This window comes from Stenotrophomonas maltophilia group sp. Smal32 (assembly GCF_030237085.1).
Classification (GTDB): Bacteria; Pseudomonadota; Gammaproteobacteria; order Xanthomonadales; family Xanthomonadaceae; genus Stenotrophomonas; species Stenotrophomonas maltophilia_Q.
This window is the reverse complement of sequence record NZ_JASJSI010000121.1, coordinates 1-12,133: the sequence shown is the minus strand read 5'-3', so window position 1 is coordinate 12,133 and position 12,133 is coordinate 1. Positions and strand designations below refer to the sequence as shown.

At 68.4% G+C, this 12,133-nt stretch carries 15 protein-coding genes; 10 read left to right on the top strand and 5 right to left on the bottom strand.

Annotation, left to right across the window (positions count from 1 at the left end):
* Positions 1-199 precede the first annotated feature (199 nt).
* Positions 200-820 (bottom strand): glutathione S-transferase family protein, encoded by a 621-nt coding sequence (locus tag QRO91_RS19605; protein WP_012510589.1) that lies wholly within the window; start codon positions 818-820, stop codon positions 200-202.
* Positions 821-900: 80 nt separating this feature from the next.
* Between QRO91_RS19605 and QRO91_RS19600 the strand changes: the two genes are divergently transcribed.
* The 7 genes from QRO91_RS19600 to QRO91_RS19570 all read left to right on the top strand — a co-directional run bounded on the left by QRO91_RS19600 (position 901) and on the right by QRO91_RS19570 (position 6,967).
* Complete coding sequence (locus QRO91_RS19600) at positions 901-1,869, top strand: YafY family protein (RefSeq protein WP_100443627.1); 969 nt, start codon at positions 901-903, stop codon at positions 1,867-1,869.
* A 46-nt stretch (positions 1,870-1,915) separates the two neighbouring features.
* Entirely contained in the window at positions 1,916-2,836 is a 921-nt protein-coding gene (locus tag QRO91_RS19595) for a lytic transglycosylase domain-containing protein (RefSeq protein ID WP_049432541.1), read from the top strand.
* Positions 2,837-3,038: 202 nt separating this feature from the next.
* Positions 3,039-3,659: a ubiquinol-cytochrome c reductase iron-sulfur subunit gene (petA, locus tag QRO91_RS19590; protein ID WP_049432544.1), complete on the top strand. Its 621-nt coding sequence runs from the start codon at positions 3,039-3,041 to the stop codon at positions 3,657-3,659.
* Positions 3,659-4,918 carry a cytochrome bc complex cytochrome b subunit gene (locus tag QRO91_RS19585; protein ID WP_197650665.1) on the top strand — a complete coding sequence of 420 codons (1,260 nt, stop codon included), beginning with the start codon at positions 3,659-3,661 and terminating at the stop codon, positions 4,916-4,918. Before petA ends, QRO91_RS19585 begins: the two co-directional genes overlap by 1 nt.
* The gene (locus QRO91_RS19580; protein ID WP_049432549.1) at positions 4,911-5,660 is read left to right on the top strand and encodes a cytochrome c1; all 750 of its coding nucleotides are present in this window, start codon (positions 4,911-4,913) and stop codon (positions 5,658-5,660) included. The genes QRO91_RS19585 and QRO91_RS19580 overlap by 8 nt, the downstream gene beginning before the upstream one ends.
* A gap of 134 nt (positions 5,661-5,794) precedes the next feature.
* Positions 5,795-6,430, top strand: coding sequence for a glutathione S-transferase N-terminal domain-containing protein (locus QRO91_RS19575; RefSeq protein ID WP_005415948.1), 636 nt, complete (start codon positions 5,795-5,797; stop codon positions 6,428-6,430).
* A gap of 84 nt (positions 6,431-6,514) precedes the next feature.
* On the top strand, positions 6,515-6,967 hold the full coding sequence (locus QRO91_RS19570; protein WP_049432553.1) for a ClpXP protease specificity-enhancing factor: 453 nt from the start codon (positions 6,515-6,517) through the stop codon (positions 6,965-6,967).
* Between the two features lie 85 nt (positions 6,968-7,052).
* Here the strand turns inward: QRO91_RS19570 and QRO91_RS19565 are convergent, their stop codons facing one another.
* The 4 genes from QRO91_RS19565 to QRO91_RS19550 form a co-directional block, all read right to left on the bottom strand.
* Positions 7,053-7,403 (bottom strand): DUF3301 domain-containing protein, encoded by a 351-nt coding sequence (locus QRO91_RS19565; protein WP_005415950.1) that lies wholly within the window; start codon positions 7,401-7,403, stop codon positions 7,053-7,055.
* Between the two features lie 67 nt (positions 7,404-7,470).
* Positions 7,471-8,472 (bottom strand): DUF2272 domain-containing protein, encoded by a 1,002-nt coding sequence (locus QRO91_RS19560; RefSeq protein WP_049432554.1) that lies wholly within the window; start codon positions 8,470-8,472, stop codon positions 7,471-7,473.
* Between the two features lie 172 nt (positions 8,473-8,644).
* Complete coding sequence (gene nadC, locus QRO91_RS19555) at positions 8,645-9,496, bottom strand: carboxylating nicotinate-nucleotide diphosphorylase (RefSeq protein ID WP_197650666.1); 852 nt, start codon at positions 9,494-9,496, stop codon at positions 8,645-8,647.
* Entirely contained in the window at positions 9,493-9,762 is a 270-nt protein-coding gene (locus QRO91_RS19550) for a Trm112 family protein (protein ID WP_049432560.1), read from the bottom strand. Before QRO91_RS19550 ends, nadC begins: the two co-directional genes overlap by 4 nt.
* A 58-nt stretch (positions 9,763-9,820) precedes the next feature.
* Here QRO91_RS19550 and purE point away from each other — a divergent pair, with 58 nt between their 5' ends.
* From purE to QRO91_RS19535, 3 genes are all read left to right on the top strand, one after another.
* A complete protein-coding gene (gene purE, locus QRO91_RS19545; RefSeq protein ID WP_005412808.1) occupies positions 9,821-10,324 on the top strand; it encodes a 5-(carboxyamino)imidazole ribonucleotide mutase in 504 nt (167 codons plus the stop codon).
* The gene (locus QRO91_RS19540) at positions 10,321-11,469 is read left to right on the top strand and encodes a 5-(carboxyamino)imidazole ribonucleotide synthase (RefSeq protein ID WP_049432564.1); all 1,149 of its coding nucleotides are present in this window, start codon (positions 10,321-10,323) and stop codon (positions 11,467-11,469) included. The genes purE and QRO91_RS19540 overlap by 4 nt, the downstream gene beginning before the upstream one ends.
* Positions 11,470-11,591: 122 nt before the next feature.
* Positions 11,592-11,933 carry a carboxymuconolactone decarboxylase family protein gene (locus QRO91_RS19535; RefSeq protein ID WP_004152082.1) on the top strand — a complete coding sequence of 114 codons (342 nt, stop codon included), beginning with the start codon at positions 11,592-11,594 and terminating at the stop codon, positions 11,931-11,933.
* Positions 11,934-12,133: the final 200 nt, after the last annotated feature.

The following is a 12,133-nucleotide window of genomic DNA, read 5'->3' as shown; positions in this document are numbered from 1 at the left end:
GCCCCGCGAGGCGGGATTAACCCTTGGGGGGGCCGGAAAGCGGGAAAATACAACCCCCAGCCGGGGCGGGCCCCGCGTTAAAACCCCCGCCCCCCAGCCCCGCGGGGCCCAGCACTGAGCCCCCCCCCCACCCCGCGCAGGCGTTGGCCACGGGGCGGACCCCGCGGGGGGGGCCCGCGCCTCTACAAGGGGGCGCTGCTTACGCCGCCGCCAGCTCCGCATCGATCTGCCGCGACCGGTCGAAGGCGGTCATCGCGCTCATCCGGGCGATGTAGTCGGCCGTTGCCGGCGCCGGCTGCACCAGGCCGAAGGCGGTGGTCCAGGCCAGCGCATTGCCCCACAGCACGTCGGCGGCGCTCATGGTCTCGCCGAGCAGGTACGGGCCCTGCGCCAGCTGGGCCTCGATCACCTGCAGCACCGTCTCGGCGTCGTTGTAGGGCGACATCAGGCGCGGAGGCGGCTCGCGATGCATCGCCTTGTCGATCATCGCCGGCTCGAAACAGGCGCCATAGAACGCCATCCAGCGCAGGTAGGGGCCGCGCAGGGCATCACCGATCGGCGGCGCCAGCCCCGCTTCCGGGTACAGGTCGGCCAGATACAGGTAGATCGCCACCTGTTCGGTCACCAGCGCACCGTTGTGGACGATGGCCGGCACCTTGCCCATCGGGTTGATCGCCAGGTAGGCCGGGGCCAGGTTGGCGCCGGCCTTCAGGTCCAGCACCTGCATGCGGTAGTCGGCACCGAGTGCTTCGAGCAGGGCCACCGCGCCGCTCGAGCGCGAACGGGCAGCGTGGTACAGGGTGATCTGGCGTGAGGTCATGGCAGTGCTCCTTGCGGTGGGTGGTGAACTGGCGCTCATCCTGGGGCACTATTGCGGACGACTTCTGTCCTCGATCCTTCATGCGCCATACCGCCCATCGCCTGCTGCGCCTGATCGCCCTGCTGCAGGCCCGTCGCCAGTGGTCGGGGGCCGAACTGGCCGAACGCATGGGCGTGGACCGGCGCAGCATCCGCCGCGATATCGAGCGCCTGCGCGAACTCGGCTACCCGGTGCAGGCCTCGGCCGGGGTCGGCGGCGGCTATCAGCTCGGGGCCGGTGCGCCGGTGCTGCCGATGCTGCTGGACGAGGAGGAAGCCACCACGCTGGCCATTGCCCTGCGTGCGGCCTCGGCCACTGTCGCCGGCATCGATGACACCGCGCGCGGCCTGCTGTCCAAGCTCGACCCGCTGGTGCCCACCCGCCGTCGACAGCAGGCAGGCGAAGTGCATGCGGCCACCGCCACCCTGTCCGATCTGCCCGCCACAGATGCACGCCTGCTCGGCCGGCTGGCCCAGCACTGCCGGCAGGCCTCGCGGCTGGCCTTCGAGTACCGCAGCGCGCAGGACGCGGTTACCCAGCGCGAGGTCGAGGCGCAGCACCTGGTCAACTATGGACGGCGCTGGTACCTGTTGGCCTGGGACCTGGGGCGCCAGGACTGGCGCACCCTGCGCGTGGACCGGATGGGCGCGGTGCGCGAGTGCACCGAGCCAGGCCTGCATCGGCGCACGCCGGCGCCTCCGGACGTGATGGTGCGGCAGGCGGTCAGCCAGGCGCCGTTCGCGCTGCAGGCCATCCTCCGCCTGGCCGGCAGCCATTCCGAGCTGGAAGGCCGCATCCCGCCGTGGTGTGGCGTACTGGAAGCGGATGGCTCCGACCACTGCCTGCTGCGGATGGGGGCCGAGAGCCGCGGCATGATGCTGGCGCAGATCCTCAGCCTGGACCGCATACCGGTGGCGCTTTGGACCACCCCGCCAGGCCTGCGCGACGAACTGGCACAGCGCCTGGCGGGCCTCGGCCAGCTGCTGGCTGTGCCGCCGGTCACAGGCTGAGCCACATCGCTTGGCAAGCCCCGGCGAAGCTGGGACACTCGCCGCCATGAAGGGGATACTGGGGACAACGGCGATCATCATCGCTGCGCTGACCGCTGCGCCGGCCAGCGCTGGAACCCTGTACAAGTGCCAGGGCGCTGACGGCGTCACCAGTTATGTGAGCAAGCGGGTGGCCGGCGCGCGCTGCAGCACCATCAGCTATAGCCGCGATACCCGCCCGGCGCCGCGCGCGGTGGTGGCTGCACCGAAGCCTGCGCCGACCACCGTGGCCAGCATCGAACGCAATCCGGTTGCCGTGGCGGCCAGCGCCGCTGCGCCCCCCCAGGTCGCACCGACGCCGGCTGCGCCAGCCCCCGTCGCCGCACCGACGCCCTCGCGTGCCGGGCGCATGGTCAGTGGCCAGGTCTATTCCTTCATGAAGGACGGCGTGCGGCACTACACCAGTGCGCGCCCGAGGCAAGTGGCCAATCTTGGCCCGGTGCGGACCATCCGCTACAGCTTCATCGAGCGCTGCTACGCCTGCGGGGTCAACCCGCGCGTGGACTTCGGCACGGTGCGGCTGAACACCTCGGCCTTCCAGGCCGAGATCACGTCGGCTGCGCGCGAGTTCGGCGTGGAAGAGGCGGTGGTGCGCGCCATCATCCATGCCGAGTCGGCCTACAATCCGACCGCGCTCAGCCGTGCCGGTGCACAGGGCCTGATGCAGCTGATGCCGCCGACCGCCGCGCGCTTCGGGGTCAGTGATTCCTACGACGCCGGGCAGAACATCCGCGGCGGCGTGCAGTATCTTGCGTGGTTGCTGAAGCGCTTCAATGGCGACCTGACCCTGGCCGCGGCCGGCTACAACGCAGGCGAGGGCGCGGTCGACCGCCACGGCGGCGTGCCGCCCTACAGCGAGACGCAGTACTACGTGCGCCGGGTCGGGCAGCTGGCCGAACGTTACCGCACCGCATTGAGCAAGCAATAGCGCCGGGCCATGCCTGGCGAGCGAAGCGGCAAGCAGCCGGTAGTGCCGGCCGCTGGCCGGCAACCCCGTAATTCAATGTTGTTGCAGTGCGTTGTGTGGCGCGCGACGGTTCCGCTACACTCGCCCAAGATTCAATGCGGCTCTGGCCCCCACCGGATCCGCTGGCAGCCTTAAAGCTACCTAATCAATATCGGAGTGCCGGATGGCCAACGATGGGGTACACGATCCAGTCAACACCGGACGTCGGCGTTTTCTTTCTGCCACCACAGCCGTGGTGGGCGCCGTCGGCGTCGGATTCACCGCAGTTCCTTTCATAAAATCCTGGAACCCCAGTGCCCGCGCCAAGCTTGCCGGCGCACCGGTGGTGGCCGACATCAGCGCCCTGCAGGAAGGCCAACGCCTGATCGTGGAATGGCGTGGCCAGCCGATCTGGATCGTCAAACGGTCCAAGGCGATCCTCGAAGCGTTGCACGGGCTGGATGGCCGTCTCAAGGACCCCGAGTCCGGCGAGAAGGACCAGCAGCCGGACTACGTGCTCAAGCAGAATCCCGAGCTGCGCTCGATCAAGCCGGACATCTCCGTGCTGGTCGGCCTGTGCACGCACCTGGGCTGCTCGCCGGAAATGGTCGCCGAGATCCGGCCTGAACCCTACGACCCGCAGTGGAAGGGCGGCTACTTCTGCCCCTGCCACAAGTCGCGCTTCGACATGTCCGGCCGCGTCTTCAAGGACGTGCCGGCGCCGATCAACCTGAAGGTGCCCGCGCACCACTACCAGGACGACAACACCATCATCATCGGTGTCGATCCGCAGGGGGCAGCCTGATGGCCAATATCCTCAGCCGTACCGCCAGCGGCGTGGCCGACTGGGTCAACGCCCGCGCGCCCGGCCTGATCCCGGTCTACCGCAAGCACGTCAGCGAGTACTATGCGCCGAAGAACTTCAACATCTGGTACTACTTCGGTTCGCTGGCGCTGCTGGTGCTGGTCAACCAGATCGTCACCGGCATCTTCCTGACGATGCACTACAAGACCAACGCCGCCGAGGCGTTCGGTTCCATCGAATACATCATGCGGGACGTGGAGTGGGGCTGGCTGATCCGCTACATGCACTCCACCGGGGCCTCGCTGTTCTTCATCGTGGTCTACCTGCACATGTTCCGCGGCCTGCTGTACGGCAGTTACCAGAAGCCGCGCGAACTGGTGTGGATCCTGGGCATGCTGATCTACCTGGTGCTGATGGCCGAAGCCTTCATGGGCTACGTGCTGCCGTGGGGCCAGATGTCGTTCTGGGGCGCCAAGGTGATCATCTCGCTGTTCGGCGCGATACCGGTGATCGGCAACGGACTGACCGAATGGATCATGGGCGATTACCTGCCCAGTGACGCCACGCTCAACCGCTTCTTCGCGCTGCATGTCATCGCATTGCCGCTGGTGCTGTTGCTGCTGGTGGTACTGCACCTGGGCGCGCTGCACGAAGTGGGTTCGAACAATCCCGATGGCGTGGAGATCAAGAAGGGGCCGAAGGGCAACCGCTGGTCGCCGAACGCGCCGGCCGACGGCATTCCGTTCCACCCGTACTACACGCTCAAGGATGGCGTCGGCGCCGGCTTCCTGCTGATCATCGCCGCCTTCATCATCTTCTTCGCGCCCGGTTTCGGTGGCCTGTTCCTGGAGCACGACAACTTCACCGAGGCCAACCGCTTGGTGACCCCGGAACACATCAAGCCAGTCTGGTACTACACGCCGTACTACGCGATGTTGCGGGTGGTGCCGAACAAGCTGGGCGGCGTGCTGGTGATGTTCTCGGCCATCGCGATCCTGTTCCTGGTGCCGTGGCTGGACAAGGCGCGGGTGAAGTCGGTGCGCTACCGCGGCTGGATCTCGAAGGTGATGCTGGGCGTGCTGGCGGTGTGCTTCGTGTGGCTGGGCGTGATCGGCTCCGGTCCGGGCACCGACGTGCACGAGACCTACATCGGGCGGGTGCTGACCTTCCTGTACTTCGCGTTCTTCATCACCATGCCGCTATGGACACGGTTGGACAAGACCAAGCCGGTACCGGAGAGGGTGACCACCCATGACTGATCGCTGGATGGTCCGGCTGGCCCTGATGGCCGCCCTGATGCTGGGCAGTTTCCTGGCCTCCGCCGCCGAAGGTGGCACCAAGCTGCTGCAGGCCGGCAACGACCTGGGTGACCGGGCCTCGCTGCAGCGCGGCGCGCAGCTCTACATGAACTATTGCTCCGGCTGCCACGCGCTGAAGTACCTGCGCTATTCGCGGATGGCGCAGGACCTGGGCCTGACCGAAGAGGAGGTGATGAACAACCTCAACTTCACCGGCTCGGCGATCGGTGACCCGATCCCGGTGGCGATGCCCAAGGAGAACGCCGAGAAGTGGTTCGGCAAGATGCCCCCGGACCTCAGCCTGATTTCGCGCGTACGCGGCAGCGACTGGGTCTACACCTACCTCAAGTCGTTCTACCTGGACAGCAGCCGGCCGCTGGGCTGGAACAACGCGCTGTTCGCCAACGCGTCCATGCCCAACCCGCTGTGGGAGATGCAGGGCCTGCAGCATGCGGTGCACGGCAAGGCGGAAGCGCCCGGCATGGACCCGCCGGTGACCGGCCTGAAAATCGAAACGCCCGGGTCGGTCGATGCCGGCCAGTACGATCAGGCCGTGCGGGACATCACCAACTTCCTCGAATACGCCGGTGAACCGGCCGCGCTCAAGCGCCAGCAGCTGGGCGTGTGGGTGATCCTGTTCCTGGCCCTGCTGACCTTCCTGCTGTACCTGCTGAAGAAGGAATACTGGAAGGACGTTCACTGATTCTGCCGCCGGCCATCGCACGGGCCTATTGGCTTTTGTGATGGTCGGTTGCACACTCGGGGAGGAGTCGATCGCTGGCACGGTGCCGGCGGCGCCGATGCGGCAGGCGGTCTCCTGTCGTGGGAGAGCCTTTGATGGCGGCGAGCGTACGCATGCGCAATACACTGACGCTGTTTTCCTCGAACGACGATGTACTGTGCCACCGTGTACGCTTGGTGCTGGCGGCCAAGGGGGTCACGTTCGACTTCGTTCCGGTCGATCCGCAGAACCCGCCTGAAGACCTGATCGACCTCAATCCGTACCATTCGGTGCCGACCCTGGTCGAGCGCGAGCTGGTGCTGTACGCCGCATCGGTGGTCAGCGAGTACCTGGATGAGCGTTATCCGCATCCGCCACTGATGCCGGTCGATCCGCTCTCGCGCGCGCGCATCCGCCTGGCGATGCTGCGCATCGAGCACGACTGGGTGCCGCAGGTGCAGGCCATCCAGCTGGGCAACAAGACCCAGGCCGAGGCCGGGCGCAAGCGCCTGAAGGAACTGCTGACCGCCTCGCTGCCGCTGTTCAAGGCCAGCAAATTCTTCCTCAACCCGGAAATGAGCCTGGCCGACTGCGCGATGGCGCCGATCATCTGGCGCCTGCAGTCGCTGGATGTACCGCTGCCGAAGGACGGCAAGGCGATCGAGGATTATGGCAACCGCATCTTCCGCCACCCCGGCTTCGTCCGCAGCCTGACCGAGCAGGAAAAGAAACTGCGCGATCTGCCGGTCTGATCCTGGCATGCGTTACCCGTCTGCACGCCGACCGGCGTGCAGGCGATCCGCCCCGGCGGGGCGCCGGGCGCGTACACTTCACGCATGACCGAAGACTTCTTCCACATGACCAGCCACCGCCCGTACCTGCTGCGGGCGCTGGTGGAATGGATCAACGACAACCAGCTGACCCCGCACATCCTGGTCGACGCCGGCGTTCCCGGCGTGCAGGTCCCGCCTTCGGCGGTCAAGGATGGCCGGGTCGTGCTCAACATCGCCGAACGTGCCGTCGTACGGCTGATGATCGACAACGAGATGGTGAGCTTCTCGGCGCGCTTCTCCGGCACCAGCTATCCGGTGCAGGTACCGATCAGCGCCGTGCTGGCCGTCTACGCGCGCGAGACCGGGCAGGGAATGGCGCTGCCGGACGATATTCCGGGCAACGATACCGCTCCGACCAGCGATGAACTGCTGCACGATGAAGGTACGCCGCCGGACGATACGCCGCCGGCCAGTCCGCCGCCCAAGGGACGCCCGAACCTGCGCGTCGTCAAATGATGTTTCCGACGCCGCCCCGATGGGCGGCGTTTTTCTTTGCAGGATTCACCGGTGCGTGCCGACCGTTGGTCGGCACCCCAAGCCCCTACACATCCTCGGCATCCTCCACATCCGGCCGGATCTGGCTGATCCGCGCCGCCCCCGGGCCGGTGAACGAGATCAGCTGGTCGCCACGCAGCACCATGCGACCGACATGGCGGTCGATGCCATCGTAGGAATACTCGAACTTGAAGGTGCGCTCGAAGCCGAGCCGGCCATCTTCGCCGCGCGACAGGCGCAGGCCGGTGGCGTGCACCGCCTGGTCCAGCCATTGCACATCGGCGGCGCGGCAGGCGTTGCGACCCAGCTCGACGGCGCGCTCGGCGGCCGAACGCGCAGCGTTCCAGAAGAAGTAGATGATTCCGCCGGCAATCAGCAACAGCAGCAGGGTGGGCATGGCGTCAGCCGTCAGAGGTCGATCCCGCAAAGATGGCGGCGAACGCGCGCTGGATCAAGCGCCGGCATCAGCGTGTCGGTCGGGGTTCGTCCGTCACCGGCTGTGCGGGCGCGCTGGTCGGTTGCGACACCGGCGTGGGTTGTATCGGCGCGGCAGTGGGCGAGGGCATCACCAGCGGTGAGGTTGCAGTCAGCTGCAGCAGGGCGGCCCAGTCCTGGCGGTTGAAACTGCATTCTTCCTCACGCCCCGGGGTGCAGCTGGGGTCAATGCCCGTGCTGTTGCGTTCGCGCGCCGGTGGCAGTTTGATCAACCCGGTACGATCAAGCTGCAGCAACCGCATCGCCACCGTGTTCATCACGTTGCCACCCACCAGGTACAGCGTCTGGTCGCCGCCGAGGTTGGCCGCCACCACCACTTCGCAATGCGATTTCCAGTGGCCCACCGAGCCATTGCCCAGCGCCTGTACCAGCCCGCTGTAGCTGAGCGTGGTACTGCGGTCACGCAGGAAGCACAGCAGGTCGCCGGGCGCGGGCTTGGCGGTGGCGGGGTCGACCAGCCGGTAAGGTACGCCCGATGGGCCGCCCTGGTAGGCCGCGCGGATGTAGTCGATATGGCGTGGCGAGGTGTTGAAGCCCGGAACACCGGCGCGCACCATCACCCAGGAAATGAAGGCAGCCGACCAAGGGTTGTCGATCAGGAACGCCCGGCAGTCACTGTCGGTGTAGCGCGTGCCCAACGGGGCCAGGCAGCTGCTGGCCCCCGCGATGCTGCCCATCGCATTGAGCGTGCCGCTGTTGCGCCAGTAGCCGGCCACGCGCTGCCAGGCGATCAGTCCATTGTCGGCCAGGTGATCGCTTTCGGCCTCGGTGACGCTGAGGCTGGCGGCGCGGCCATCACGATCGATGAAGGGCCGGAACCACAACCGGTGCTCGTTGCAGGCGGTGTTGCGGATGGCCACGGCCAAGGGGCTGAGGCCGAAGCGCGGTGGCACATCGCAGGCTTCGGCGGCCGCCGCGGACAGCGGCGCCGCGGCCAGCAGCAGGCAGGCAGGCAAGAGCATCCGGCGCATGCGCGGCTCCTGTGGGGGATGGCCGCAGCGTCGCAGAGGCTGGCGTAGCCGAGCCGTGAAGGTGCCCCGGATCCTGTAGAGCCGAGCCTGTGCTCGGCTCATCGCGTGCGGGGCTCGCTGCAGATCGAGAGGCAGCCGAGCGTGGGCTCGGCTCTACAAGGTCACGTAGGCCTCAACCCGGCGGCGGGCCCAGCTTCAGCGACAGATCGATGGCCTGCACGTGCTTGGTCAGGCCACCGATGGAGATGCAGTCCACGCCGTCTTCGGCGATCGAGCGCAGGCCCCCCAGTCCCACGCTGCCGGAGACCTCCAGCGGGATGCGGCCCGCCGTGATGCGCACCGCCTCGCGGCGCAGGTCGGGGCTGAAGTCATCCAGCAGGATGCGTTCGCAACCGGTTTCCAGTGCCTGGCGCAGCTGCGCCAGATCCTCAACCTCGACCACCAGCGGCAGCCCAGGCCATTGCCGGCGTGCGGCGGCCACGGCCGCGGCCAGCGAACCGGCGGCACGGACGTGGTTTTCCTTCAGCATCACCGTGTCGTACAGACCGAAGCGGTGGTTCTCGCCGCCGCCACAGCGCACGGCGTACTTCTGTGCCAGGCGCAGGCCGGGCAGGGTCTTGCGGGTGTCGAGGATGCGCGTACCGGTACCGGCCACGGCGGCCACGTAGCGGGCCGTGGTGGTGGCGGTGCCAGACAGCGTCTGCAGGAAGTTCAGCGAGGTGCGCTCGGCACTGACCAGGCTGCGGCTGCGGCCGTGCAGCAGGGCCAGCACGGTGCCGGCGGTGACCGCGTCACCTTCGGAGACGCGCCATTCGATGCGCACGTCCGGGTCGAGCGCGCGGTGAGTGGCGTCGAACCAGGGGCGGCCGGCGATCACTCCGTCCTGCTTGCACAGCAGGTAAGCGCTGTCGGCCTGGTCGGGCAGCAGCGCAGCGGTGACGTCGCCGCTGCCCAGGTCCTCGGCCAGCGCACGCGCGACATCGGCGGCGACAACGGCCGCATCCGGCGTCGGCAGCGCGCTCATGCGGCCGGGAAGTCGGTGATCTGGGCGGTGGGAATGGCTTCCTCGGCCAGCAGCACCGGAATGCCGTCGTCGACGCGGAAGACCTGCTTGCGGTCACGGGTGACCAGCGCTTCGCGCAGCGGCTGCGCCAGCGGGTTGCCATCGGCCTTGTTCACCGCACCGGCGGAAATGGCCTTGTTGAGGGCTTCCAGGCCCTTGCCATCCAGCAGGGACAGGGGCTGGCGGGTGTCCGGCGACACCAGCAGGTCGAGCAGCTTGCGATCCATGGTTCTTCGTCTTGCGTGGAAGATGGCTAGAATACGTCTTTAAGGCAGGTGACGGCCAATGACCCCCAACCCGATCGCGCCGCTTGTCGGCATCGTCATGGGTTCCCGTTCCGACTGGGAAACCATGCAGCACGCCGCCCAGAAGCTTGAAGCCCTGGGTGTTCCGTTCGAAGTGAAGGTGGTGTCCGCGCATCGGACGCCGGATGTGTTGTTCAGTTACGCCGAGCAGGCGGGCCCGCGTGGCCTGCGCGCGATCATCGCCGGTGCCGGCGGGGCCGCCCACCTGCCGGGCATGATCGCCGCCAAGACCGCGGTGCCGGTGCTGGGCGTGCCGGTGCAGTCCAAGGCCCTCAACGGCATGGACTCGCTGCTGTCGATCGTGCAGATGCCGGCCGGCATCCCGGTCGCCACCTTCGCCATCGGCAATGCCGGCGCGTCCAACGCCGCGCTGTTCGCCGCCGCGATGCTGGCCAGCGACCAGCCGGCGATCGGCCAGGCGCTTGACGCCTTCCGTGCACGCCAGACCGAAGACGTGATGGCCCACGACGATCCGCGCCAATGAGCCTGACCGTCGGCATCCTGGGCGGCGGCCAGCTCGCCCGCATGATGGTCCTGGCCGGTGCGCCGCTGGGGCTGCGCTTCCAGTTGTACGACCCGGCGGCCGACGCCTGCAGCGGCCCGCTGGCGCCGCTCACCGTCGGTGCCTTCGACGACCGCCAGGCGCTGGCGGAGTTCGCTGCCAAGGTCGACGTGGTCACCTTCGATTTCGAGAACGTGCCCGCTGACAGCGCGCAGTTCCTGGCCGACCGCGTGCCGGTCTATCCGCCGCCGGCCGCGCTGGCGGTGGCCCAGGACCGGTTGAGCGAGAAGACCCTGTTCCAGCAGTTGGGCATCCCGCTGCCGGCCTTTGCCGATATCCGCAGCCGTGACGAGCTGGCTGCGAAGGCGGCCGAGTTCGGCCTGCCGTGCATCCTCAAGACCCGCCGCCTGGGTTACGACGGCAAGGGCCAGTTCCGCCTGCGCAGCGAGGCCGACATCGACGCCGCGTGGGATGCACTGGGTGCGCAGGTCGAGCGTACCGGCCTGATCCTGGAAGGCTTCGTGGCGTTCCAGCGCGAGGTCAGCGTGGTCGCCGTGCGTGGCCGCGATGGCAGCTTCGAGGCCTGGCCGGTCACCGGCAACTGGCATGTCGACGGCGTGCTGTCGGCCAGCGTGGCCCCGGCCGTGCTGTCCGATGCCGAGCGGCAGGCCGCGATCGGCTATGCCCGCCGCGTTGCCGAGCACCTGCAGTACGTCGGCGTGTTCGCCCTGGAGCTGTTCTGCCGCGATGGCGAACTGCTGGCCAACGAGATGGCGCCGCGCGTGCACAACTCCGGCCACTGGACCATCGAAGGCAGCGAGACCTCGCAGTTCGAGAACCACCTGCGTGCCGTGCTGGGCCTGCCGCTGGGCAGCACCCGCATGCTCGGCCATGCCTGCATGCTGAACTGGCTGGGCGCGATGCCCGACCCGGCGCCGGTGCTGGGCCAGGCCAGCGGCCATTGGCACGACTACGGCAAGGAGTCGCGCGAAGGTCGCAAGGTCGGTCACGCCACGTTGCGCGATGATGATGCCGCCGCGCTGGCCGATGCACTGGACCAGGTCGGCCTGGAGCTGGGCCGTCAGGCCCAGGTGGCACCGGCGGTGCACGCGCTGCGCAACCGCTGAACAAGGGGGCCGGCCAGCGGCCGGCACGACCCTGTGTGGCTGCAACGGTGTGGCGCGCCAGTGCAGGCATCGGCGCAACATTCCCGGTGGTAGCGTGGGGCTCCTTTCACAGGAGTCACCCCATGCTCGACTGGAATGCCTATCGCAAGGAACTGAAGGGCCGCATCGGCGAGATCGGCAAGCTCTCGCCGGATACGGTGAAGGGCTACGCCACGCTGGCCAATGCCGGTGCCCAGACCAACCACCTCGATGCGAAGACCCGCGAGCTGATCGCGCTGGCGGTGGCGGTCACCACCCGCTGCGACGGTTGCATCACCGTGCACGTGGATGCCGCGCTGAAGCACGGCGCCAGCCGCGAGGAAATCGCCGAGGCGCTCGGTGTGGCGGTGTCGCTCAATGCCGGTGCTGCGCTGGTGTATTCGGCGCGGGTGATGGACGCGGTGGCCGCGCACGAGAGCGCTTGAAGCTTCATCTGTAGAGCCGCGCCCCCCCCCCCCCCCCCCCCCCCCCCCCGGGGGGGGGGGGGGGGGGGCGCGGGGGGGGGGGGGGGCGGGGGGGGGGGGGCGGGGGGGGGGGGGCGGGGGGGGGGGGGGGGGGGGGGGGGGGGGGGGGGGGGGGGGGGGGGGGGGGGGGGGGGGGGGGGGGGGGGGGGGGGGGGGGGGGG

Coding starts and splice junctions, on each gene's coding strand:
- QRO91_RS19565 (WP_005415950.1), bottom strand. CDS start 7,403: ATGCCCACCCTGCTGCTGTTGCTGATTGCCGGCGGAATCATCTACTTC.
- petA (WP_049432544.1), top strand. CDS start 3,039: ATGGCCAACGATGGGGTACACGATCCAGTCAACACCGGACGTCGGCGT.
- QRO91_RS19600 (WP_100443627.1), top strand. CDS start 901: ATGCGCCATACCGCCCATCGCCTGCTGCGCCTGATCGCCCTGCTGCAG.
- QRO91_RS19575 (WP_005415948.1), top strand. CDS start 5,795: ATGGCGGCGAGCGTACGCATGCGCAATACACTGACGCTGTTTTCCTCG.
- QRO91_RS19595 (WP_049432541.1), top strand. CDS start 1,916: ATGAAGGGGATACTGGGGACAACGGCGATCATCATCGCTGCGCTGACC.
- purE (WP_005412808.1), top strand. CDS start 9,821: ATGACCCCCAACCCGATCGCGCCGCTTGTCGGCATCGTCATGGGTTCC.
- QRO91_RS19550 (WP_049432560.1), bottom strand. CDS start 9,762: ATGGATCGCAAGCTGCTCGACCTGCTGGTGTCGCCGGACACCCGCCAG.
- QRO91_RS19605 (WP_012510589.1), bottom strand. CDS start 820: ATGACCTCACGCCAGATCACCCTGTACCACGCTGCCCGTTCGCGCTCG.
- nadC (WP_197650666.1), bottom strand. CDS start 9,496: ATGAGCGCGCTGCCGACGCCGGATGCGGCCGTTGTCGCCGCCGATGTC.
- QRO91_RS19570 (WP_049432553.1), top strand. CDS start 6,515: ATGACCGAAGACTTCTTCCACATGACCAGCCACCGCCCGTACCTGCTG.
- QRO91_RS19535 (WP_004152082.1), top strand. CDS start 11,592: ATGCTCGACTGGAATGCCTATCGCAAGGAACTGAAGGGCCGCATCGGC.
- QRO91_RS19580 (WP_049432549.1), top strand. CDS start 4,911: ATGACTGATCGCTGGATGGTCCGGCTGGCCCTGATGGCCGCCCTGATG.
- QRO91_RS19585 (WP_197650665.1), top strand. CDS start 3,659: ATGGCCAATATCCTCAGCCGTACCGCCAGCGGCGTGGCCGACTGGGTC.
- QRO91_RS19540 (WP_049432564.1), top strand. CDS start 10,321: ATGAGCCTGACCGTCGGCATCCTGGGCGGCGGCCAGCTCGCCCGCATG.
- QRO91_RS19560 (WP_049432554.1), bottom strand. CDS start 8,472: ATGCGCCGGATGCTCTTGCCTGCCTGCCTGCTGCTGGCCGCGGCGCCG.